Here is a 22,796-nt window from a genome sequence, read left to right on the forward strand (position 1 = left end):
AGAGCACTATGACCCAAACCGCCCTTCCCGGCCTTGTTACGCCGCCGAAACTGCCCAAGGACACCCTGCGGATCGTTCCGCTCGGCGGCCTGGGGGAGATCGGCCGCAACATGACCGTCTTCGAAATCGACGGCAAGCTGCTGATCGTCGACTGCGGCGTCCTCTTCCCGGAGGAAACCCAGCCCGGCGTCGACCTGATCCTGCCCGATTTCTCCTACATAGAGAACCGCCTCAATGACATCGTGGCCGTCGTCCTGACCCACGGCCACGAGGACCACATTGGCGCCGTTCCCTACCTGCTGCGCCTGCGCGCCGACATTCCGCTGATTGGCTCCCAGCTGACGCTGGCTCTCATCGAAGCGAAGCTGCAGGAACACCGGATCAAGCCGGTCACCCAGATCGTCACCGAGGGACAGGTGCAGAAGTTCGGCCCCTTCGAATGCGAATTCGTGGCCGTCAACCACTCGATCCCTGACGCCCTTGCCGTGTTCCTCCGAACCTCCGGCGGCACCGTGCTGCACACCGGCGACTTCAAGATGGACCAGCTGCCGCTGGATGGCCGCATCACCGACCTCCGCCACTTCGCCAAGCTGGGCGAAGAAGGCGTGGACCTCTTCATGTCGGACTCCACAAATGCCGACGTGCCGGGCTTCACCACCGCCGAGAAGGAAATCGGCCCCACCCTGGACCGCCTGTTCGGCCAGGCTTCCAAGCGCCTGATCGTCGCCTCCTTCTCCTCGCACGTGCACCGGGTCCAGCAGGTCCTCGACGCCGCAGCCAACCACAACCGCAAGGTTGCCTTCGTCGGCCGCTCGATGGTCCGCAACATGGCCATCGCCGAGAAGCTTGGCTACCTCGACGTGCCGCCGGGCATTCTGGTCGACATCAAGAACATCGACAACCTGCCGGACAACCGCGTGGTGCTGATGTCCACCGGGTCCCAGGGCGAGCCGATGGCGGCCCTGTCCCGCATGGCCAACGGTGACCACCGCGTCGTCGTCGGCCAAGGCGACACCGTGATCCTCGCCTCAAGCCTGATCCCGGGCAACGAGAACGCCGTCTTCCGGATCATCAACGGCCTGCTCAAGCTGGGCGCCGATGTCATCCACAAGGGCAACGCCAAGGTCCACGTCTCCGGCCACGCCGCTGCCGGGGAACTGCTGTACTGCTACAACATCCTCGAACCGCTGAACGCCATGCCGGTGCACGGCGAGACGCGGCACCTGATTGCCAACGGCAAGATCGCCCTCGAGTCCGGCGTGCCGGACGAAAGCATCCTGCTGGCGGACAACGGCACCGTCATCGACCTCCGGGACCACCAGGCCGACGTCGTAGGCCAGGTCGAAGTGGGCTTCGTCTACGTTGACGGCTCCAGCGTCGGCGAAGTCACCGAAGCTGACCTGAAGGACCGTCAGACCCTCGGCGATGAAGGCTTCATCTCCATCATTACCGTGATCCACCGCGCCACCGGCAAGGTGGTCTCGGGACCGGAAATCCACGCCCGCGGCGTTGCTGAGGATGATTCCGTCTTTGACGAAATCATTCCCAAGATCAATGCTGCGCTGGAAGAGGCCGTGCTCAACCACACGGACCACACCACGCACCAGCTCCAGCAGGTTGTCCGCCGCGTTGTCGGCACCTGGGTCAACCGCAAGCTTCGCCGCAAGCCCATGATCATTCCGGTGGTGCTTGAGGCGTAAGGGCCCGGGACTGTTTGACGGGGCCCTCCCCGCAGGAAAGTGAGCCTTCGGGCCGCCGCCTGCAGGGGAGGGCCTCGTCGCTTAAGCCGGTTCGGTCCAGCCCGGAGACGCCTTGCTGCCGCCCTCCGCTCCGCAACATGCATCCCGGAACGCCCCGGAAATCCGCGGTTTTTGGCTCGGCTTCGGGTACCGTGGCGAGTATGGCGACACGTACCTCTTCCGCGCCTAGAGGCAACTCAAGCGGCAAATCAGGCAGCTCAGCGGGCAGGGGCTCCGGCTCCGCTGCGTCCAAAACCAGCCGGACCGGAGGATCGTCGGGTACGGCACGCACCCGCCAGATGGCAGCCGTCGAACCCCGTCAGCCGTGGCTCGTGCGCGTTGCCGCAGGTGCCTGGCTCGGCATCGGGCACGTCGTCGGCGGCGGCGTCCGGAGGATCGGCCACGACGTCAGCGACCTCGCCCCTGAGGACCGCCGGGACGGAGCGGCCCTCTTTAACCTTGCCCTGGGCGTGTTCGTTGCGACCTTCGCCTGGTGGGGCTTCAAGGGATGGTTTCCGGACGCCGTGTTTGCGATCGTCAACGGCACGTTCGGCTGGATGTCCCTGCTGCTGCCGCTCATGCTTTTCGTCTGCGCCTTCCGGTTGTTCCGCCAGCCTTCGGACGGGCGCGGCAACAACAGGATCGGCATCGGCTTCCTCATCATGACCTTCGCCGGCTGCGGCCTGGCCCACGTCATTGGCGGCCAGCCCACCGTCACGGACGGCTTCGACGGCCTGCGCCGGGCCGGCGGCATGCTCGGTTTCCTGGCCGCCTCGCCGCTGGCAGCCCTGCACACGGCCGTGCCGGTGGCCGTCTACAGCCTGCTCGCCTTCACGTCCCTCCTGATTGTGACCGCCACCCCGTTCGGCGCGATTCCCCGCCGGATCAAGGGGGCCTATGAGCATTTGATGGGCATCGACCTGCAGGAACCCGGCGAGGACCACGACCGCAGCTACCTCTACGAAAACGCGGGCCAGGCAGCGCCGAAGAAGAAGCGGCGCAGCCGGCTGTTTGGCAAGGACCCCGAGACTGACCCGCGCCTCGAAGGGTATGTGGGCGACGAGGCCTTCGAACATGCCGTCATTGACGACGACGAAGCGGCCGACACCGCCAGCGGCACCAAGGCAGGCGGCAAGGGTCCCCGCCCGGCACCCGGCGTGCGCCGGCCCACGCAGGCTGAAATCGCCGTCGAAAAGATCAAGGCCGCGCAGGGGCTGGGCACCAAGGATGCAAACGGCGAGCACGCCACCGAAGCCATCCCGCTCGTCACCCCGGGCATGGTCGCCGCCGGGTCCCTCAATCCCGCCGCACCGGCCGGCGCCGCAGCCGTTGCCGCCGCCGCGCAGGTCCCCTCGCGCCCTGTCGCCCCCGCGCCCCTGCCAACGCCGATCCCGCAGCGTACGGAGCAGCTCTCGCTGGCCGGCGACGTCACCTACACCCTGCCGTCGTCGGACGTGCTGACTCCGGGCTCCATCCCCAAGGAGCGCACCGAGGCCAACGATGCCATCGTGGCGTCGCTGACCGAAACGCTCAACCAGTTCAACGTGGACGCACAGGTCACCGGCTTCAGCCGAGGCCCAACCGTCACGCGTTACGAAATTGAGCTTTCCCCGGGCACCAAGGTGGAGCGCGTCACCGCGCTGTCCAAGAACATCTCCTACGCCGTCGCCTCCAGCGACGTCCGCATCCTTAGCCCCATCCCCGGCAAGTCCGCCATCGGCATCGAAATTCCCAACACGGACCGCGAGACGGTCTCCCTTGGCGATGTACTGCGCAGCCAGAATGCCCGCCGGACCGACCACCCCATGGTGATGGGCGTGGGCAAGGACGTCGAGGGCGGCTACGTCGTGGCGAACCTCGCCAAGATGCCCCACCTGCTCGTTGCCGGTGCCACCGGTGCCGGTAAGTCGTCGTTCGTGAACTCCATGATCACGTCCATCCTCATGCGTGCCACCCCGGACGAGGTCCGCATGGTCATGGTGGACCCCAAGCGCGTGGAACTCACAGCGTACGAAGGCGTGCCGCACCTGATCACGCCAATCATCACCAACCCGAAGAAGGCAGCGGAGGCGCTGCAGTGGGTTGTCCGCGAGATGGATGCCCGCTACGACGACCTCGCCAATTACGGCTTCAAGCACATCGACGACTTCAACAAGGCCGTCCGTGCCGGGAAGGTGCACCCGCCGGTCGACTCCAAGCGCGTCATCCGTCCCTACCCGTACCTGCTGGTGATCGTGGACGAGCTTGCCGACCTCATGATGGTGGCCCCGCGCGATGTCGAAGATTCCATTGTCCGCATCACCCAGCTGGCCCGTGCCGCAGGCATCCACCTGGTCCTGGCCACCCAGCGGCCCTCCGTGGACGTCGTCACCGGCCTGATCAAGGCCAACGTGCCGTCCCGGATGGCGTTCGCCACCTCCTCCGTCACCGACTCCCGCGTGGTTCTGGACCAGCCCGGCGCGGAAAAACTCATCGGCCAGGGTGACGCGCTCTTCCTGCCGATGGGCGCCTCCAAGGCCATGCGTGTGCAGGGTGCCTGGGTCACGGAATCGGAAATCCACAAGGTCGTGGAGCACGTCAAGGGCCAGCTCAAGGCTGTCTACCGCGACGACGTCGCTCCCGAGGCGCAGAAAAAGCAGATCGACGACGACATCGGAGACGACCTCGAGGTGCTGCTGCAGGCCACCGAACTTGTTGTCACCACCCAGTTCGGCTCCACCTCCATGCTGCAGCGCAAGCTGCGTGTCGGGTTCGCCAAGGCCGGCCGCCTGATGGACCTGCTCGAATCCAGGGGAGTGGTTGGGCCCTCGGAAGGCTCCAAGGCCCGCGACGTCCTGGTCAAACCGGACGACCTCGCCGCCGTCCTCGCCGCCATGAAGGGCCAGGACGGGCCGGTCGCCGCCGATTCGCAGACGGCCGCGCTGAGCGACAACGCCAACGCCAACATCGCCCAGGGAGGCTACGCCGAGGACCTCGTGGCGGCTGACCTGGACAACCGCACCCAGAAAGTTGAGTACTACGACGGCGCCGACGGCAACTCCGGTGACGACGAAGACGGCTCCGAGGACGCCTGGTCGCTCACCGGACGGTAGCCTAGGAGGGTGACTAGCACTGAAGCCAACAGCTCAGGCTCCGCCTCCGGGATCTGGAACCTTCCGAACATCCTGACGATGCTTCGGATTGTCCTGGTGCCGTTCTTCGTGTGGTTCCTCATCGCGGACGCGCCCGGGCTCGACAGCCAGAACGGCCTCTGGCGCTGGGCCGCGGCCCTGACGTTCGCGGTTGCCATTTACACGGACAAGCTCGACGGCGACATCGCCCGCAGCAGGGGCCTGATCACCGATTTCGGTAAGATCGCCGATCCGATCGCGGACAAACTGCTCACCGGCTCCGCCCTGGTGATGCTCTCGCTGCTGAACGAGCTGCCGTGGTGGATCGCCATCCTGATCCTCGCCCGCGAATGGGGGATCACGGCACTGCGGTTCTTCGTCATCCGGTACGGCGTCATCCCGGCGTCGCGGGGAGGCAAGCTGAAGACTGTGGTGCAGACCGTCGCGATCCTGCTGTACGTGGTCCCGCTCGCCTCACTGGCCCCGTGGCTGGGAGTGGTGGCTTTCCTGGTGATGCTGGCGGCCGTGGCCATCACCGTCTGGACAGGTGGCCAGTATGTTGTCGAAGCGCTCAAGCTGCGCGCGAACGGCCGGCGCGCAGCCAGCCAGCGCGTAAAAGGAGAGCTGCCATGAGTAACCTGCACCGCATCGCCGAACAAGCAGTCAACGGTGCCATTGGCCGCGGACTGACCGTGGCTACCGCCGAATCCCTGACTGCGGGCATGGTGGCGGCGGTCCTCGCCGACACCCCCGGCGCCTCGGGCATGCTCCAGGGCGGCGTGGTTTCCTATCAGAACTCAGTCAAGTCGGACGTCCTGGGCGTACCTGCCGAACTGCTCGACGCCGTCGGATCAGTCGACGGTGACGTCGCGAAGGCGATGGCGGCAGGGGCCCGACGGGTCTGCGGAGCGGACATCGGAGTGTCCACCACGGGTGTCGCCGGACCGGAACCGCATGGCGGCAAGGACGTGGGGACAGTGTTCGTCGGCGTCGCCACGGCGGACGGCGCAACGTCGTTCGGCTACGTGTTTGAAGGCAACCGCGCGGATATCCGCGGCCAGGCGTGCGCGGCCGCTTTGGAGCGGCTGCTTGAAGCCCTATCTTCCGAGGCTTACCCGGCGTAAAGTTGCCGGGAACAAAATTTGATTCCTAATAGTTGTTACATTGTGTCGCTTCCGAATATGGGAGGCGCCTAGGATGAGTAAATAATCATGGTTCGCCTGATGAGGGCGGACCTGACGTACGAGGGAGCAAGGCGATACAGATGGTAAAGCAGCCCGTATCCGTAAACGGCGTTGTCCGCTGGAAGGATGTGGGCCTCGCCGATCAGGCAAAGAGCGAACAGAAGGAGCGCAAGATGGTAGTACTTCGTCACGAAATCGGTGATGTTCTGCGCGACGTTCGCCAGCGTCAGGGCCGAACCCTCCGCGAAGTGTCACACAGTGCCCGGGTATCCCTGGGTTACCTCAGTGAAGTGGAGCGCGGCCAGAAGGAAGCCTCTTCGGAGTTGCTGTCTTCGATCTGCTCGGCCCTGGACGTCCCGTTGTCCAGCATGCTCCGCGAAGTCAGCGACCGCGTTGCCGTTGCTGAAGGCGTTGCTGTTCCGGACACCGTCCCGCAGGAATTCTCGCAGCGCTACGGCCGCGATCTTGACCGCGAACTCAATACCGACCTCTCTGACGAACTGGCCAAGGGACTGCTCTCAGGCGCCCGCTGACCGGCACACGTCAGAACCTAGTCTCTGCGCTTGACACGAAGGGCCTCCGGCTAAGCCGGAGGCCCTTCGTTGTCTACTTCGCCTCGTCCTTCGGGAAGCCGTCCCGCTCATACGTCGCGTTGAGCTTTGCCATGTAGGCGGCGAGGGTCTGCAGGTCCTCCACGGGCCATTCCCCCAGCCGCTCACGGAAAACTTCGCGCCGGGCATCCTGGACCTGGTGCATCTTCTCCTCGCCCTTGGGCGTCAGCCGGATGGTCTGGGCACGGCCGTCGAGCGGGTCCGCTTCCTTGGACACGAGGCCGATGCTCTCGAGGAATGCGATCTGCCGGCTAACGGAGGGCTTGCCCACTCCGATACATGAAGCGAGTTCCGTGAGCCTAATGGGGCCTTCCCTGCGGATGACGGTGAGGAGGCCATAGGCTGCCGGCTCCATGTCCGGGTGGACCTGCCGGGAAAGTTGCTGGGAGATGGAGCGTCCGCGGCGCCAGAACAGGCTGATCTGGTGCTCCACGGTCCGCAGGGCCGCGTCGACGCTGTTTTCGGTGGCCCCGGAAGCATCGGGTTCCACAGCTGGGTTGCTCATGGCAACCATTCTATTGGCCGCAGGCGTGAGAGACTTTATCGGTGCGAATCAGCGACTTTTGGCGGCTAATGGACGATGAGTTCGGCGCGGGGTACTCCCGGGTCCTCAGCAGCTCACTGGTGCTGGCAGGTGTCGGCAGCCGGACGGCGGACCAGGCGTTGGCGGCGGGAGTCCCGCCTCGGCAGGTCTGGCTCGCGATCTGCGACGTGCAGGACGTCCCTGCTGATCGGCGGCTCGGCCGGGACATCAAGCCGTCCCGGAACTGATCCGCGGCGCTGCCTGAGGCTGGATGGCTCCGCCCTGACACGCCGCGCAATTGTTCGAATATCTGTTCGGGTCGGGCTATGCTTTTTGCAGAGCGTTTTCCACATACGCAATGTCATCCGGCAGGAATGTCGGTGGGTGCCGTTAGCGTCGGTGATGACAGATAAAGGGCCGCTCAGGCCACTCCACAGCGAGAAAACTAGAGGTGTGAACCATGGCGGCAGCCCCGGATCGTCAGAAGGCGCTCGATGCAGCGCTTGCCCAGATCGACAAGCAGTTCGGTAAAGGCTCTGTCATGCGGCTGGGCGACGAAGTGCGTGCGCCCATTGAAGTAATCCCCACCGGCTCCATTGCCTTGGACGTTGCCCTGGGAATTGGCGGCCTGCCGCGCGGCCGCGTTGTGGAAATCTACGGCCCGGAATCGTCGGGTAAGACCACCGTGGCCCTGCATGCCGTGGCGAATGCCCAGCGCCTGGGCGGTATCGCTGCGTTCATCGACGCCGAGCACGCCCTGGACCCGGAATACGCCGCCAAGCTGGGTGTCGATACCGACGCGCTGCTGGTATCCCAACCGGACACCGGCGAGCAGGCCCTGGAAATCATGGACATGCTGATTGGCTCAGGGTCCCTCGACGTGATCGTCATTGACTCCGTGGCCGCCCTTGTGCCCCGCGCGGAAATTGAAGGCGACATGGGCGACAGCCACGTCGGCCTGCAGGCCCGCCTGATGAGCCAGGCGCTGCGTAAGATCACCGGACGTTTGAGCCAGACCAAGACCACCGCCATCTTCATTAACCAGCTGCGTGAGAAGATCGGCGTCTTCTTCGGCTCGCCGGAAACCACCACCGGTGGTAAGGCGCTGAAGTTCTACGCTTCAATCCGCATCGACGTCCGCCGCATCCAGACGCTGAAGGAAGGCGCTGATTCGGTGGGCAACCGCACCAAGGCGAAAATCGTCAAGAACAAGATGGCCCCGCCCTTCAAAATCGCCGAATTCGACATCATCTACGGCCAGGGGATCTCCCGCGAGGGCGGCATCATCGACATGGGCGTGGAGCACGGCCTGATCAAGAAGTCCGGTTCATGGTTCACCTACGACGGTGACCAGCTGGGCCAGGGCATGGAGAACTCGCGACGCTTCCTCCGCGACAACCCGGAGCTTGCGGCGGAGCTGGAGCGCCTCATCAAGGAGAAGCTGGGCGTCGGCGTCAAACCCGCCGAGGCTGAAAAGGAAGCGTCGCCGAAGCTCAAGGCCGTTGACGGTTTCTAGGGGAACCCGGCGGAGCGGGCCAGGATTCCGATCCCGGAAACCTGGCCCGGCCGGATTCGGCGACGCGGGACCGGACGGGGCTTTGGCCGCCGAGCACGGGTTCGCGCCGGAGCTGGAAGCGGACCACGATGCTGAGCCTGATCCGGCCTCCGTGGCGCGGGCCATCGTCCTGCGGCAGCTGACCACCTCGCCGAAAAGCAGGTTGCAGCTGGCCCGCAAGCTGGCCGAGCGCAATGTTCCGGAGGACGTGGCCGAGGCCGTACTGGACAGGTTCGAGGAAGTCCGGCTCGTGGATGACGCCGAGTTTGCGGACATGTGGGTCCGGAGCAGGTCCCAGACCCGGAAGCTCGCCAAGGGCGCGTTGCGACGCGAGCTTGCAGACAAGGGTATTGAGGCCGACATTGCGGCCCGGGCCCTGGAGCAGCTCAGTGACGAAGCGGAGGAATCTGCCGCCCGTGAGCTCGTCCAACGCAAGCTCAAAGGCACTGCAGACCTCACGGACCGCGCCGAGCGGGACAAAGTCACGCGCCGGCTCGCGTCGATGCTGGCCCGGAAGGGATACCAGCCGTCGCAGGCCTTCCGGATCGTGGGGGAGGTCCTCGACGCCGCAGCCGGTGAGCGTGCGGAAACGGAATTCCTATGAACCGGTACCCTTAACAGGTGAGTTTGACCATTCCCTCCCCAGCGTCCGGCACCAGCACTTCCGCCAGCATCGAGGCAGCACCCGCGGCTGCCCAGCCGCGCACCTATCAAGTGCGCACTTTCGGCTGCCAAATGAACGTGCACGACTCCGAGCGCATGGCCGGAATGCTCGAAGGCGCCGGCTACGTGCCCGCGTCGGGTGAGCATGCGGATGTGGTGGTGTTCAACACCTGCGCCGTCCGTGAAAACGCCGACAACAAGCTTTATGGCAACCTGGGGATGCTCGCGCCGGTCAAGGCGGCCAACCCCGGCATGCAGATCGCGGTGGGCGGCTGCCTGGCCCAGAAGGACCGCGAAACCATCCTGAAGAAGGCCCCCTGGGTGGACGCGGTCTTCGGTACCCACAACGTTGGCGCACTGCCCGCGCTGTTGGACCGCGCCCGGCACAACAATGAAGCGCAGCTCGAGATCCTGGAATCACTCGACGTTTTCCCCTCCACCCTCCCCACCAAGCGGGACTCCGTGTACTCGGGCTGGGTGTCGATTTCGGTGGGCTGCAACAACACGTGCACCTTCTGCATCGTTCCTGCCCTGCGCGGCAAGGAGAAGGACCGCCGCCCGGGCGACATCCTCGCCGAGATTCAGGCGCTGGTGGATGACGGTGCCATCGAAGTGACGCTCCTGGGCCAGAACGTGAACTCCTACGGGGTGGAATTCGGTGACCGTCAGGCATTCTCCAAACTGCTCCGTGCCTGCGGTGAAATCGAAGGCCTCGAACGGGTCCGGTTCACCAGCCCGCACCCGGCAGCCTTCACGGACGACGTCATTGACGCCATGGCTGAAACGGCCAACGTGATGCCGCAGCTGCACATGCCGCTGCAGTCCGGCTCCGACAAAGTCCTCAAGGACATGAAGCGCTCGTACCGCTCCACTAAGTTCCTCGGCATCCTGGAAAAGGTGCGGGAGCGGATTCCGCACGCGGCCATTTCCACCGACATCATCGTGGGCTTCCCCGGCGAAACCGAAGAAGACTTCCAAGCCACGCTTGACGTCGTCGAGAAATCACGGTTCGCCACGGCGTTCACCTTCCAGTACTCCAAACGCCCCGGCACTCCCGCGGCGGACTTGCCGGACCAGCTCCCGAAGGCAGTGGTGCAGGAGCGCTTTGAGCGCCTGACAGCGTTGCAGGACCGGATAGCGGCCGAGGAGAACGCCCGCCAGCTGGGCCGCCGGGTCGAGGTCATGGTCACGGCGCAGTCCGGCCGCAAGGCGGAGGAAACCCATCGCTTGTCGGGCCGGTCGCAGGACCAGCGCCTCGTGCACTTCTCGGTCCCGGAAGGTGCTGAGAAACCGCGCCCCGGCGACCTCGTGACGGTCACCATAACCGAAGCCGCGGCCTTCCACCTGGTCGCGGATCCGGCGTCGGCGGCGGACTACACCCTGCGCCGTTCGCGCGCGGGCGACGCCTGGGACAGGTCCCAGGCCGACTCCTGCGGCGTGCCGGTTCCCGGCAGCGGTTCCGGCGCGAACGGCGCCAAGAGCGGCGTGTCCCTCGGCATGCCGGCGGTCCCCGTCCGCCGCGGCTAGGCAATGGCCAATCCTCCAGCCGACGAGCACCACGAAGTGGACGCCCGCCCAGCAGCGATCGCCGATGCTGACCTACCCTCGGCGGCGGACCGCAATACCGGTAACCCCCGTCCTCCCGTAATCGCTGTGGTTGGCCCCACCGGGTCCGGCAAATCTGACCTCGCCGTTGCGCTGGCACTGGCCCTCGACGGCGAAGTCATCAACGCGGACGCCATGCAGTTCTACCGCGGCATGGACATCGGCACTGCCAAGATCACGGCCGTGGAGCGCAAGGGAGTTCCGCACCATCTCCTGGACACCCTCGACGTCACCGAAGAAGCCAGCGTTTCGGACTTCCAGCGCGAGGCGCGGGCCGCCATCGCAGAGATCCACGGCCGCGGCAAGCGGGCCATCCTGGTGGGCGGTTCGGGCCTCTACGTCCGGGCCGCACTCGACGTGCTCGAATTTCCCGGTACGGATCCGGCTATCCGCGGCCGCCTGGAAGCAGAGCTGGCGGACACCGGTCTGGCCCCGCTGCGCACCCGACTGGAAGCGGTCGACCCGGTTTCAGCCGGCCGTCTGGGCGACGCCCGCAGGGTGGTCCGGGCCTTGGAGGTCTTCGAACTGACAGGGCGCCCTTTCAGCTCCTTTATGCCCGTTCGGGAGTACTTCCAGCCGGCGGTACAGATCGGACTCGAAGTGGACCGTGAGCTCCTGAAGGACAGGCTGGCCCAGCGCGTCCACGTCATGGTTGCAGGCGGACTCCAGGCCGAGGTGCAGCGGCTGGACGCTGCAGGGCTCCGAAACGGCAAGACGGCGTCCCGTGCCCTGGGCTATGCCCAGTTCCTGAAAGTCCTCGACGGCGAATGGGATGCCGGCCAGGCCACGGACGACACCATCACGGCCACGCGGAAATTCGCCCGGCGGCAACTCACGTGGTTCAGGGCGGATCCGCGCATCAACTGGCTTGACTGGCAAGACCCGGACCTGGTGGCCAAGGCCGTGGCCATGTCGCTCAAGACGCCCACCCTGAACCGGTAACCTTGATCCATGGACGAAACCCTTGCACCCGCCCCTGACCGCACTCTCCAGGGGCTGAGCGGCCTGGCCTTCTCCAAGGGCCATGGCACCGGCAACGATTTCGTGCTCGTTGCCGACCCCGAGGGTACCTGGCCGATTGCGCCCGAACAGGTCGCGGAACTCTGCGACCGCCACCGCGGCATCGGCGGTGACGGCCTGATCCGGGCCGTGCCTTCGCGATTCCTCCCGGAGGGGCGCGAGCTGCAGGCAGTCCACCCGGATGCCGAATGGTTCATGGACTACCGCAATGGTGACGGATCCCTGTCGGAAATGTGCGGCAACGGCGTCCGCGTGTTTGTCCACTTCCTCATCGCCGAAGGCCTTGTCCGGCTCGGCACCGGCGATGCCCTGACCATCGGCACGCGCGGAGGCGTCAAGACAGTGGTGCGGACCGATAACGGCTACGCCGTGGACATGGGGCCGTGGGAATTCATCTTCCCGGGCGAGGCCACGGCACGTGCCATGGACTCGCTGGTGACCGCGGACGGCCTGGAAGTACCGCGCCCGGCGCTGTCCGTCAGCATGGGGAACCCGCATACTGTGGTGGCCCTGGCCGAACTCAGCGAACTTGAGGCAACACAGCTCTTCAAGGCACCGCACGTTGATCCGAAGCCGGCGAACGGCACCAACGTCGAGTTTGTCGTCCCTTCCGAGCCGCTGGTCCACGACGGCGTCGGCACAGTCACCATGCGCGTCCACGAGCGCGGCGTGGGGGAGACCCAGTCCTGCGGTACCGGCGCCTGCGCAGCAGCTGTCGCCATCCGGCACTGGGCCGGGCAGGGCGCTCCGGACGCCTGGAATGTGAACGTGCCCGGCGGCGTCGTCGGCGTTAAATTCTTTGCGGGGCCGGAAGGCCACGAACATGTGGAACTTAGCGGTCCCGCGGTGATCGTGGCTAGCGGGACGCTTTCCTGACCCGAAGGATCCTGAAGGACTTCGAGGTGCTTTCCCGGGTGACGGTGAAGCTGCTGTCCAGTTCAGCGGCCAGCCAGCGCTGAAGCGAGTCGGAACCAAGGTTCTTCTGGACCACCAGCCAGGCGGATCCGCCTGCGGCCAGCCGGGGCAGCCACAGCAGCAGCAGGGAGTGAAGCTCGTCCTTGCCGATCCGGATCGGGGGATTGGACCAGATCGTGTCGAACCGGAGGCCGGGATCGACGGCGTCGGGCAGGCTGGCGGTCACGTTGTTCAATCCCAGCAGGCCGGCGTTCTCGTTGGTCAGGGCGACGCAGCGCTCGTTCACGTCCACGGCGAAGACCTGCGCGTGGGGTGCCCGCAGGGCCATGGTGAGTGCGATCGGACCCCAGCCGCAGCCGATGTCCAGCAGGTTGCCCTGGGGTGACGGGGCCGGCACATCGGCGAGCAGCACGGCAGTTCCCTTGTCAATGCCGTCGGGGCTGAAGATGCCGCTGGACGTCTGCAGCCTGCGCGTTTCACCGGCAAGTTCCACGGTTAGCGGTTTGCGGGTGAAGGGCCCGGCAGGCTGGGCGCTGAAATAGTGTGCAGACTCCATAACTCGCCAGATTAGTTGCCCGGCGCGCCGATGGGAAACGAGGAGGGGAACGGGGCACGGAAACCCGTCTGCTAATGTTTAATCCATGTTCTTGATCTTTGAGTAGCCGGCACGGGCACAGCCCGTCCCGCAGCGACGCAGGTATTCACCTTCCGCTCCGTGCGCCGTCAAGCCGTGATTGCCCGGCAGAACGTCCCGCCCGTACTACTTGGAGTCCAGCAATGCTGATCGTCTGACCATGCGCTCTTCTGAACAAGCGCACCCTCCGCAACGTCGCCTGCCCCGCACATCGTCGCCCCACATACCGTCCGTACCGCCGCCCGCTGCGCCGCAGCCGCCGGCACTCCAGGAGCCCGAATGACCAATAGTCGTCAGCCCAGCGCGAATACCGCCCCGCAGACAAACAATCAGCATTATTCTGAAGGTGTCGAATCTTCAAAGGAGAACATGACCAACCAGCCCAACACCGGATCTGATGCAGCCTCCCAGGACATGAGTCCTGAGGAAATCCAGGCCGTCATCGACCGGATTCTGTCCAAGGATGTTCCGGCACGTGCCGCCCACCCCGCATCGGAAAATTCGCGCGGAGTTTTGGGATCGGCGCAGGCGATATCCCGCCAGGACAGCGAACACAGCATCTTCGACGGTGACCAGCAGGACCTTGAGGAACGCCGGGCGCTGCGCCGTACGGCCGGCCTGTCCACCGAACTCGAAGACGTCACCGAAGTTGAATACCGGCAGTTGCGCCTCGAACGTGTTGTCCTCGCCGGTCTGTGGACAGAAGGCACGCTTGCGGACGCCGAGAACTCCCTCCGCGAACTTGCCGCCCTGGCGGAAACTGCGGGCTCGGAGGTTCTGGACGGCATTGTCCAGCGCCGTGCCAAGCCCGACCCCGGCACGTTCCTCGGCTCCGGCAAGGCCCAGGAGCTCAAGGACATCGTGATGTCCACCGGTGCGGACACTGTGGTGGTGGATGCCGAGCTGGCACCTTCACAGCGGCGCGGACTCGAGGACATCGTGAAGGTCAAAGTCATCGACCGCACGGCCCTGATCCTGGACATCTTCGCCCAGCACGCCAAGAGCCGTGAAGGCAAGGCCCAGGTGGAGCTGGCGCAGCTTGAATACCTGCTCCCGCGCCTGCGCGGCTGGGGCGAATCCATGTCCCGCCAGGCCGGCGGCCAGGTGGGCGGCGCAGGTGCCGGCATGGGTTCCCGTGGTCCCGGCGAAACCAAGATCGAACTGGACCGGCGCCGGATCCGCACCAGGATGGCGAAGCTGCGGCGTGAAATCGCAGCGATGAAGCCGGCACGGGAGACCAAGCGGGCCAACCGCCGTCGTAATTCCGTGCCGTCCGTAGCCATCGCAGGATACACAAACGCCGGAAAGTCCTCGCTCCTGAACCGGCTGACCGACGCCGGCGTCCTGGTGGAGAACGCCCTGTTCGCCACGCTGGATCCCACCGTCCGCAAGGCGGAAACGGCAGACGGCCTGGGCTACACCCTGGCCGATACCGTGGGCTTCGTCCGGTCCCTGCCGACCCAACTGGTGGAAGCCTTCCGTTCCACCCTGGAGGAAGTGGCCGATTCGGACCTCATCCTGCACGTGGTGGACGTCTCGCATCCCGATCCGGAAGGCCAGATCGCCGCGGTCCGGGCAGTGTTCAGCGAAGTGGACGCCCGCAAGGTGCCCGAGATCATCGTGCTGAACAAGGCCGACGCCGCGGATCCGTTCGTGGTGGAACGCCTGAAGCAGCGTGAACCCCGCCACGTGGTGGTGTCCGCGCGCACCGGCCAGGGCATCGCCGAACTCCTCAAGGCGATCAGCGAATCCATTCCGCGGCCCAGCGTCAAGATGGAACTGCTGATCCCGTACAACCGCGGTGACTTGATCAGCAAGCTCCACGAAACGGACGCCGAAATCCTTCGCCTGGACCATGAAGAGCAGGGCACACGCGCCCTGGTCATGGTGCGCGAAGGGCTCGCCGCTGAACTGGAATCCTTCATCAGCAATGTCTGACCCCGGGGCCGGAGAAACGAGTGGCTCCGCCGGCGAGCAGTTCGTCATTGAACTGCTCGACCGGGCGGTGTCCGGCATGGGCGGACAGAGCCGCGACGGCCAGCACGAGATGGCCCGGCAGGTGGCACGCGCTATAGACAGCGGCGACCACCTGCTGGTCCAGGCCGGAACCGGCACCGGAAAGTCCCTCGCGTACCTGATTCCGCTGATCGCCCATTCACAGGTCAGCGACAAACCCACCCTGGTGTCCACAGCTACCTTGGCCCTGCAGACCCAGATCGTGGGCAGGGATCTTCCGCGGCTGCTGGAAACCATCACTCCCGCCTTGGAGCGTCCCGTCAAGGTGGCCCTCGTCAAGGGCCGGGCCAACTACGTCTGCCGGCACAAGCTCGACGGCGGGTTCCCCTCCGAGGAGCCGTCAGAGGGCCAGCTCTTCTCACTGGGGGAGGACACCAGCGTCCCGCACTTCGCCGCCTCCCTGGGCGGTCCGGCGTCGCAGCTGGGCAAGGAAGTGGTCAGGCTCCGCGAATGGGCGGAGAAGACCGCCACGGGGGACCGGGACGAACTCATGCCCGGTGTGACGGACCGCGCCTGGCGGCAGGTGTCCGTCACGTCGATGGAATGCCTGGGAGCGCAGAAATGTCCCATGGCTGCCGAGTGCTTCAGTGAACTTGCCCGGCATGACGCAGCCGAGGCCGACGTTGTGGTCACCAACCACGCAATGCTGGCTGTCAGCGCCTTCGAGGGCCTGGCGGTGCTGCCGGAGTACGACGTCGTGGTGGTTGACGAGGCGCACGAGCTCCAGGACCGCGTGACGGGAGCAGTCTCCGGCCAGTTATCCGTGGCCATGGTCCATGCCGCCGCCTCGGGCGCCCGCAAAAACACCGGGATCACTGTTGACGCGCTCAACAACGCGGCCGCCAACCTTGAGCTCGCCATCGCCGGAGTCTCCAGCGGCCTGCTGCCCAACGGCCTCAACGATGAACAACTCGACTGTGTGGACCAGTTGCGGGAAGCCTGCCGCGCGGCCCTTTCCGACTCCAAGGGGGACAGTGCCAACACGGCCGACGGCGGACGCCAGCTGGCGCGCTCACGCCTGATGGTCATCCTTGAGCTTTGCGAACGGCTGATTGCCGCACGGGAAAACCGCGAAGTGGTCTGGTTTTCGCGGAACAGCACCTTCGACCCGCAGCAGGGCTACTCGCAGCCGGACGATGCCGCGCCTGCCCTGATCAACATTGCACCGCTGAGTGTGGCTGGAAAGCTCCGAGACGGTCTCTTTGCCGGCCATACGGTGATCCTGACCTCTGCCACCCTCGCCATAGGATCGGCCTTCGAACCGGCCGCCGGCGGGCTCGGGCTCGTGGGACAAGGCGCACCCAGCTGGACCGGAGTGGACGTCGGATCCCCGTTTGACTATCCCAAGCAGGGAATCCTCTACGTCGCCAGCCATCTGCCGAAGCCCGGCCGCGGGACGTCGCCTGAAGCACTCGACGAGCTCGAGAAGCTGATCCGGGCCTCGGGCGGCGGGGCACTGTGCCTCTTTTCGTCGCGGCGGGCCGCCGAGGAAGCGGCAGAAGCCATGCGCCCGCGCCTGGATGTCAGCATCCTGTGCCAGGGCGAATCGACCATGACCGCGTTGGTGCGGCAGTTTGCAGACGAACCGGATACCTGCCTTTTCGGCACCATGTCCCTCTGGCAGGGCGTTGACGTTCCCGGCGGGTCATGCCGGCTGGTGGTCATCGACCGGATTCCGTTCCCGCGGCCGGATGATCCGCTGATGACGGCACGGTCCCGGGCCGTGGCCCAGGCAGGCGGCAACGGCTTTATGTCGGTTTCGGCCACGCACGCCGCGATCCGGCTTGCCCAGGGTGCCGGCCGTCTGATCCGCTCCACGGGCGACAAGGGTGTTGTGGCCGTCCTCGACTCCCGGCTGTCCACGGAACGCTACGGAGGCTTCCTCCGTGCTGCCCTGCCACCGTTCTGGCCCACTACAGATCCTGCGATCGCTGTGGCTGCGCTGAGCCGGCTGGCCAAGGCTCCGGCGGAGGCCGCTTCTGCCTGACGGGGCGGGGGCGCCTGACGGGGCTCGAGCCGGCGCCGGGTGACCGGCGGCGGCTACGGCGGGCTGCTAGAGCGAGCGAAGGACTGAGACGACCTTGCCCATGATGGTTGCGTGGTCGCCCAGGATGGGCTCGTACTGCGTGTTCTGCGGCAGCAACCAGGTGTGGCCGTCCCGCTGACGGAACGTTTTGACCGTGGCTTCATCATCGAGGAGGGCGGCAACGATGTCGCCGTTGGCGGCGTCGCTCTGCTGGCGCACCACAACCCAGTCACCGTCGCAGATCGCTGCGTCGATCATGGAATCGCCGGACACCTTCAGCATAAAAAGCTCACCGTGGCCCACCAGCTGCCGTGGCAGCGGCATGAGGTCCTCGACGACCTGGTCAGCCAGGATCGGCCCGCCGGCAGCGATCCGCCCGACAAGGGGGACCATGGCCGTATCCGTTGCCGTGGCAAGTTCGGATACAGCCAATCCGCCTACTGTGCGCAGCCGGGCAGGCTTTTCCACGCCGGTGATTTTGGCTGTCCCCTCGTCCAAGGTCAGCGGCATCAGGACCTCCATGGCACGCGGCCGCTTGGGATCGCGGCGGAGGTAGCCCAGCTTCTCAAGCTGCGAGAGCTGGTGGGTGACGCTGGACAGGCTGGCCAGTCCCACGGTGTCGCCGATTTCACGCATGGACGGCGGGTAGCCGTTGTCGTTGACGGAGCGCTGGATCGTTTCCAGAATTTTCTTCTGACGTACTGTGAGGCCCTTCGGCTTCGGTGATGACTGCTGGCTCCGCTGCGTAGCCCTGCCGCCGGTGGCTTGTGCTGCCATGTTCGCCAACGCCTTTCCGTTCTCCCCGGCCTCCGTCGCTGCAGGTGCCGGGAACTTCCGGCCTGAAAATGTCAGACCCTGCTGATCAACTGCAGAAGTGGTTGTTCTGTAGCTCAAACGTAGGCCAGCCCCACAGGTTTTTCAAACATTTGTTCTAGTGAGTCTCGACAATGTTCGTTAATAAGTGCTAGAACAGAACCAGTAAAGTTCGAATATGTGTTCTAGTAGCGAAGTTCTTTCGGTTCTATGTTCGAAAACCGGAACGGGCGGACGTCAGCTTCAGGAACACAGCGGGCAGCACAGTCAGGTCCAGGAGGGCTCAGTTCATGTCAGTTACAAGTGCTTTTCACGGTTCGCGTCATGATGGTTCGGCCAAGCAGGGTTTGGGGCACCATGGCGCGGAATCTCCCATGCAGGGCTTCAACTGGGAGGAACGTCCGGCCGTTAGGACGGCGAAGGCCAGGTCCTCGCAGCCGCCCCTCCGACTGACCCGCCGCGGGCGCATCGTCCTCGTCGGGATTCCGCTGATCCTGGTGTCCGTGCTGCTGATCTCGCTCGCCGGCTTCCTGAACTCGCCGGCGAAGGCGGCGGATTCCGCGTCCGAGCTGTCCTTGACCCCCACCGTGTCGGTGACGGTCCAGCCGGGGCAGTCCCTCTGGGAGATCGCAGGATCCGTGGCCCCCGAACGCGACCCCCGGGATGTCGTGGCCGACATCGTCCAGCTCAACAACCTCGACGGCGGCAGGGTCATGCCGGGCCAGCAGATCTTTGTCCCCTCAAACTAGGGCGCCAAAACCTGCTCCCGGCCGGCCGGCGGCGTCACAGTTTCGGCGGCCCGGCCACCCTCACTTAAACTGTTGAAGTGACTGACCAGCTAGAGCGACTGAACCGACTTCCCCTCCGGACCAACCTTCGGGGCCTGAGCCCGTACGGTGCGCCGCAGCTGGATGTTCCCATCCTGCTCAACGTCAACGAAAACACCCATGGCGTTCCGGCCGACGTCCTCGCCGCCATCTCCGAGGCTGTGACCGCTGCCGCGGCGGGACTGAACCGCTACCCGGACCGGGAGTTCACCGAACTGCGTGAGCGGCTGGCGGAGTACCTTGGCCACGGCCTGGCCGCTGACAACATCTGGGCCGCCAACGGGTCCAATGAAGTGCTGCAGCAGATACTGCAGGCGTTTGGCGGGCCGGGGCGTACCGCCCTCGGGTTCCCGCCCACGTATTCCATGTACCCCTTGCTGGCCAGCGGCACCGATACGGGTTACATCGTTGGCCGGCGTGCGGACGACTATGGCCTCAGTGCGGAGTCAGCGGCCCGTCAGGTCCGGGAACTCCAGCCCAACATCGTTTTCCTGTGTTCACCGAACAACCCCACCGGCACGGGCCTGGGACTGGATGTGGTCGAAGCCGTCTATGCCGCGGGCGAGGCCAGCCAGACAGTCGTGATCGTCGATGAGGCGTACCACGAGTTTGCGCACGACGGCACGCCCAGCGCCCTCACCCTCCTGCCGGGCCGTGAGCGCCTGATCGTGTCCCGGACCATGAGCAAGGCCTTTGCCTTGGCCGGTGCAAGGCTCGGCTACATGGCGGCCGCCCCCGAGGTTACGGACGCACTGCGGCTCGTTCGGCTGCCGTACCACCTGTCCGCCATCACTCAGGCGACCGGCCTGGCCGCCCTGACACACCGCGAGGCCCTCATGGCCGACGTCGAAGACATCAAGCGGCAGCGCGACCGGATCGTCACGGAGCTAACCCGGATGGGACTCAAGCCCGCCGCATCCGACTCGAACTACGTCTTCTTTGGCGGCCTCGAGGACCCCCGCGGAGTATGGCAGGGATTGCTCGACGCCGGCGTCCTGATCCGCGATGTCGGAATCCCCGGCCACCTGCGCGTCACGGCAGGCACTGAGACGGAAACCACAGCCTTCCTGGAAGCCCTGGAACTGATCCTGACCGGGCAGCCCAGCGTCCCGGCCTAAACTGGAGTCAGACCCCGGTTCCCCAGGGAACCAGTTCCCAGACTTCCACCCCGACGGTATTTCTCCTTACATCCAAAGGACACAACACATGAGCACCACCGGATCCATTGCTGCCGAGGCCCGGACCGCACGCATGGAGCGTTCCACGAGCGAATCGTCCGTGCTCGTCGAGATCAACCTTGATGGCACGGGCATCTCGGACATCAGCACCTCGGTTCCGTTCTACGACCACATGCTGACCGCATTGTGCAAGCACTCGCTCATCGACATGACCGTAAAGGCGACCGGTGACATCCACATCGACGTCCACCACACGGTGGAGGACGTCGCCATCACCTTTGGCGAGGTGCTTCGTACCGCCTTGGGCAACAAGGCCGGGATCCGCCGTTTCGGCGAAGCCACGGTTCCCCTGGACGAGGCCCTTGCCCACGCCGTCGTCGATGTCTCCGGGCGTCCCTACCTGGTGCACGGCGGAGAGCCCGCCGGGCAGGAATACCACCTGATCGGCGGCCACTTCACCGGTTCGCTGACCCGCCACGTCTTCGAGGCGATCACCCTGCACGCCGGCATCTGCCTGCATATGAACGTCATCGCCGGCCGGGACCCCCACCACATTGTGGAAGCCCAGTTCAAAGCCTTCGCGCGTGCTCTGCGCGCAGCCGTGGAGCCGGACCCCCGCGTAGAGGGCATCCCCTCCACCAAGGGTGCGCTGTGACCGGCCCGGTCCTCCGGGACGGGGCAATCCTGGATCCTGCCGGAAGCGCGAAGCCGGCCTCACCCGACGGTAAACCCACCGTCACAGTCCTGGACTACGGCTCCGGCAACGTCCGCTCAGCCGTCCGTGCGCTTGAGCGTGCGGGCGCCGAAGTCATCCTCAGCGCCAAGCCCGAGGACGTCCTGAATGCCGACGGACTGCTGGTTCCCGGCGTCGGAGCCTTCGAAACGGTCATGCGCGAGCTCAAGGCAGTGGACGCCATCCGGATGATCGGCCGGCGTGTTGCCGGCGGCCGTCCCGTACTCGGCATCTGCGTGGGACTCCAGGTGCTTTTTGAGGCCGGCGTCGAGCACGGCACCGAAGCCGAAGGCATGGGGGAGTGGCCCGGCAAGGTGGAACTGCTTCCTGCCGAGGTTGTACCCCACATGGGCTGGAACACGGTTAAGGTTCCGGAAGGATCCCGGCTCTTCGAGGGCGTTGAAAACGAGCGCTTCTACTTCGTCCACTCCTACGGTGTGCAGCACTGGGACTTCGACGTCATCCAGCCCCGCATGGCTGCCCCGCTGGTCACCTGGTCCGAGCACGGCGCACCGTTCATCGCCGCCGTGGAGAACGGGCCGCTGTGCGCCACCCAGTTCCACCCGGAAAAGTCCGGCGACGCCGGAGCCCGGCTCCTCCGCAACTGGGTCAACAGCCTGCGCCCCGGCAAAGCGGCAGCAACAGCAGCCACTCCCGCCCGTACCGGACCGGCCGCCTAGATGTGGTCGATAGTCCTGACGGGCGTCGCCGGCCTGCTGGTTGGCGGGGCGCTGTCCTTCAGGCAGCAACACAAGCCGCTCTGGACCCAGGTCGTTTTCTACGTTCTGGCCGGAATGTCGCTGCTGGCCGCGTACCTTCTTACCCTGCCGGCCAACTAGCCGCGCCCGCACCCTGCCTGCCCACCACAGCTTCACTACAACCTGAGGACCTGAAGATGACCACCGAAACGCCGCTGCCCGTCCTGGAACTGCTCCCCGCCGTCGACGTCGTCAACGGCCAGGCGGTCCGCCTGGTCCAGGGCGAGGCCGGTAGCGAGACGAGTTACGGCACGCCGCTGGAAGCTGCACTCAACTGGCAGGAGCAGGGTGCCGAGTGGGTACACCTGGTGGACCTGGATGCAGCCTTTGGCCGCGGCTCCAACGCCGAACTGCTCCGCGAAGTGGTGGGCCGGCTGGACATCAACGTTGAACTGTCCGGCGGCCTGCGCGACGACGAATCACTCGAGAAGGCCCTGGACCTGGGCGTCGCCCGGGTGAACCTGGGCACGGCGGCCCTTGAAAACCCGGAGTGGACTGCACGCGCCATCGACCGCTTTGGCGACAAGATCGCTGTCGGGCTCGACGTCCGCGGAACAACTTTGGCGGGCCGCGGCTGGACGAAGGAAGGCGGCGACCTGTGGGACGTGCTGGCACGGCTCGAAGAAGCCGGCTGCGCCCGCTACGTGGTCACGGACGTCACCAAGGACGGCACCCTGCAGGGCCCCAACGTTGAGCTGCTCCGCCAGATGGTGGAGAAGACCGGCAAGCCGGTGGTGGCCTCCGGCGGTATCTCCAGCCTGGAGGACCTCAAGGTGCTGCGCTCCCTCGTGCCGCTGGGCGTTGAAGGTGCCATCGTGGGCAAGGCCCTGTACGCCGGTGCCTTCACGCTGCCGGAAGCGCTTGACGTAGCAGGCCGCCGCTAGCC

Annotated in this window: 22 protein-coding genes; 19 read left to right on the top strand and 3 right to left on the bottom strand. The window is 65.7% G+C overall.

Features of this window, described 5'->3' with window-relative positions; translation table 11 throughout:
* Positions 1 to 8 precede the first annotated feature (8 nt).
* The 5 genes from ACSQ1X_RS07430 to ACSQ1X_RS07450 all read left to right on the top strand — a co-directional run bounded on the left by ACSQ1X_RS07430 (position 9) and on the right by ACSQ1X_RS07450 (position 6,566).
* Positions 9 to 1,700: a ribonuclease J gene (locus ACSQ1X_RS07430; RefSeq protein WP_055798363.1), complete on the top strand. Its 1,692-nt coding sequence runs from the start codon at positions 9 to 11 to the stop codon at positions 1,698 to 1,700.
* A gap of 200 nt (positions 1,701 to 1,900) precedes the next feature.
* Positions 1,901 to 4,831 carry a DNA translocase FtsK gene (locus tag ACSQ1X_RS07435; RefSeq protein WP_436057208.1) on the top strand — a complete coding sequence of 977 codons (2,931 nt, stop codon included), beginning with the start codon at positions 1,901 to 1,903 and terminating at the stop codon, positions 4,829 to 4,831.
* 9 nt (positions 4,832 to 4,840) lie between these two features.
* Entirely contained in the window at positions 4,841 to 5,482 is a 642-nt protein-coding gene (pgsA, locus tag ACSQ1X_RS07440) for a CDP-diacylglycerol--glycerol-3-phosphate 3-phosphatidyltransferase (protein ID WP_436057209.1), read from the top strand.
* Positions 5,479 to 5,973: a CinA family protein gene (locus ACSQ1X_RS07445; RefSeq protein WP_055798352.1), complete on the top strand. Its 495-nt coding sequence runs from the start codon at positions 5,479 to 5,481 to the stop codon at positions 5,971 to 5,973. The genes pgsA and ACSQ1X_RS07445 overlap by 4 nt, the downstream gene beginning before the upstream one ends.
* A gap of 140 nt (positions 5,974 to 6,113) precedes the next feature.
* Entirely contained in the window at positions 6,114 to 6,566 is a 453-nt protein-coding gene (locus ACSQ1X_RS07450) for a helix-turn-helix domain-containing protein (RefSeq protein WP_055798349.1), read from the top strand.
* Positions 6,567 to 6,639: 73 nt separating this feature from the next.
* Here the strand turns inward: ACSQ1X_RS07450 and ACSQ1X_RS07455 are convergent, their stop codons facing one another.
* Entirely contained in the window at positions 6,640 to 7,149 is a 510-nt protein-coding gene (locus ACSQ1X_RS07455; RefSeq protein WP_055798346.1) for a MarR family winged helix-turn-helix transcriptional regulator, read from the bottom strand.
* 41 nt (positions 7,150 to 7,190) lie between these two features.
* Here ACSQ1X_RS07455 and ACSQ1X_RS07460 point away from each other — a divergent pair, with 41 nt between their 5' ends.
* From ACSQ1X_RS07460 to dapF, 6 genes are all read left to right on the top strand, one after another.
* Positions 7,191 to 7,415, top strand: coding sequence for a DUF3046 domain-containing protein (locus tag ACSQ1X_RS07460; RefSeq protein WP_055798343.1), 225 nt, complete (start codon positions 7,191 to 7,193; stop codon positions 7,413 to 7,415).
* A gap of 212 nt (positions 7,416 to 7,627) precedes the next feature.
* On the top strand, positions 7,628 to 8,683 hold the full coding sequence (gene recA / locus ACSQ1X_RS07465) for a recombinase RecA (RefSeq protein ID WP_055798340.1): 1,056 nt from the start codon (positions 7,628 to 7,630) through the stop codon (positions 8,681 to 8,683).
* A 151-nt stretch (positions 8,684 to 8,834) separates the two neighbouring features.
* Entirely contained in the window at positions 8,835 to 9,326 is a 492-nt protein-coding gene (locus tag ACSQ1X_RS07470) for a regulatory protein RecX (protein ID WP_082506722.1), read from the top strand.
* Positions 9,327 to 9,343: 17 nt separating this feature from the next.
* A complete protein-coding gene (miaB, locus tag ACSQ1X_RS07475; protein ID WP_200939307.1) occupies positions 9,344 to 10,912 on the top strand; it encodes a tRNA (N6-isopentenyl adenosine(37)-C2)-methylthiotransferase MiaB in 1,569 nt (522 codons plus the stop codon).
* A 3-nt stretch (positions 10,913 to 10,915) separates the two neighbouring features.
* On the top strand, positions 10,916 to 11,932 hold the full coding sequence (miaA, locus tag ACSQ1X_RS07480) for a tRNA (adenosine(37)-N6)-dimethylallyltransferase MiaA (protein ID WP_436057210.1): 1,017 nt from the start codon (positions 10,916 to 10,918) through the stop codon (positions 11,930 to 11,932).
* 9 nt (positions 11,933 to 11,941) lie between these two features.
* Positions 11,942 to 12,886 carry a diaminopimelate epimerase gene (gene dapF, locus ACSQ1X_RS07485; RefSeq protein WP_055798337.1) on the top strand — a complete coding sequence of 315 codons (945 nt, stop codon included), beginning with the start codon at positions 11,942 to 11,944 and terminating at the stop codon, positions 12,884 to 12,886.
* Here dapF and ACSQ1X_RS07490 read toward each other — a convergent pair.
* Entirely contained in the window at positions 12,867 to 13,481 is a 615-nt protein-coding gene (locus ACSQ1X_RS07490; RefSeq protein WP_436057211.1) for a class I SAM-dependent methyltransferase, read from the bottom strand. The genes dapF and ACSQ1X_RS07490 overlap by 20 nt on opposite strands.
* A 447-nt stretch (positions 13,482 to 13,928) precedes the next feature.
* Between ACSQ1X_RS07490 and hflX the strand changes: the two genes are divergently transcribed.
* Both hflX and ACSQ1X_RS07500 read left to right on the top strand, forming a co-directional pair.
* Complete coding sequence (gene hflX / locus ACSQ1X_RS07495) at positions 13,929 to 15,497, top strand: GTPase HflX (RefSeq protein ID WP_055798333.1); 1,569 nt, start codon at positions 13,929 to 13,931, stop codon at positions 15,495 to 15,497.
* On the top strand, positions 15,490 to 17,562 hold the full coding sequence (locus tag ACSQ1X_RS07500) for an ATP-dependent DNA helicase (protein WP_436057212.1): 2,073 nt from the start codon (positions 15,490 to 15,492) through the stop codon (positions 17,560 to 17,562). The genes hflX and ACSQ1X_RS07500 overlap by 8 nt, the downstream gene beginning before the upstream one ends.
* A gap of 66 nt (positions 17,563 to 17,628) precedes the next feature.
* Here the strand turns inward: ACSQ1X_RS07500 and lexA are convergent, their stop codons facing one another.
* Complete coding sequence (gene lexA / locus ACSQ1X_RS07505) at positions 17,629 to 18,378, bottom strand: transcriptional repressor LexA (RefSeq protein ID WP_436057213.1); 750 nt, start codon at positions 18,376 to 18,378, stop codon at positions 17,629 to 17,631.
* Positions 18,379 to 18,788: 410 nt separating this feature from the next.
* Here lexA and ACSQ1X_RS07510 point away from each other — a divergent pair, with 410 nt between their 5' ends.
* The 6 genes from ACSQ1X_RS07510 (at position 18,789) to priA (ending at position 22,794) form a co-directional block, all read left to right on the top strand.
* Positions 18,789 to 19,163 (top strand): LysM peptidoglycan-binding domain-containing protein, encoded by a 375-nt coding sequence (locus ACSQ1X_RS07510; RefSeq protein ID WP_436057214.1) that lies wholly within the window; start codon positions 18,789 to 18,791, stop codon positions 19,161 to 19,163.
* A gap of 77 nt (positions 19,164 to 19,240) precedes the next feature.
* Positions 19,241 to 20,359 (top strand): histidinol-phosphate transaminase, encoded by a 1,119-nt coding sequence (locus ACSQ1X_RS07515; protein WP_436057215.1) that lies wholly within the window; start codon positions 19,241 to 19,243, stop codon positions 20,357 to 20,359.
* Positions 20,360 to 20,447: 88 nt separating this feature from the next.
* Entirely contained in the window at positions 20,448 to 21,074 is a 627-nt protein-coding gene (gene hisB / locus ACSQ1X_RS07520; protein WP_028271935.1) for an imidazoleglycerol-phosphate dehydratase HisB, read from the top strand.
* Positions 21,071 to 21,832: an imidazole glycerol phosphate synthase subunit HisH gene (hisH, locus tag ACSQ1X_RS07525; RefSeq protein WP_436057216.1), complete on the top strand. Its 762-nt coding sequence runs from the start codon at positions 21,071 to 21,073 to the stop codon at positions 21,830 to 21,832. The genes hisB and hisH overlap by 4 nt, the downstream gene beginning before the upstream one ends.
* The gene (locus ACSQ1X_RS07530; protein WP_200939306.1) at positions 21,833 to 21,991 is read left to right on the top strand and encodes a hypothetical protein; all 159 of its coding nucleotides are present in this window, start codon (positions 21,833 to 21,835) and stop codon (positions 21,989 to 21,991) included.
* A gap of 56 nt (positions 21,992 to 22,047) precedes the next feature.
* Positions 22,048 to 22,794 (top strand): bifunctional 1-(5-phosphoribosyl)-5-((5-phosphoribosylamino)methylideneamino)imidazole-4-carboxamide isomerase/phosphoribosylanthranilate isomerase PriA, encoded by a 747-nt coding sequence (priA, locus tag ACSQ1X_RS07535; RefSeq protein ID WP_028271933.1) that lies wholly within the window; start codon positions 22,048 to 22,050, stop codon positions 22,792 to 22,794.
* Positions 22,795 to 22,796 lie beyond the last annotated feature (2 nt).

Source organism: Arthrobacter sp. LjRoot78 (assembly GCF_964254335.1).
Taxonomy (GTDB): Bacteria; Actinomycetota; Actinomycetes; order Actinomycetales; family Micrococcaceae; genus Arthrobacter.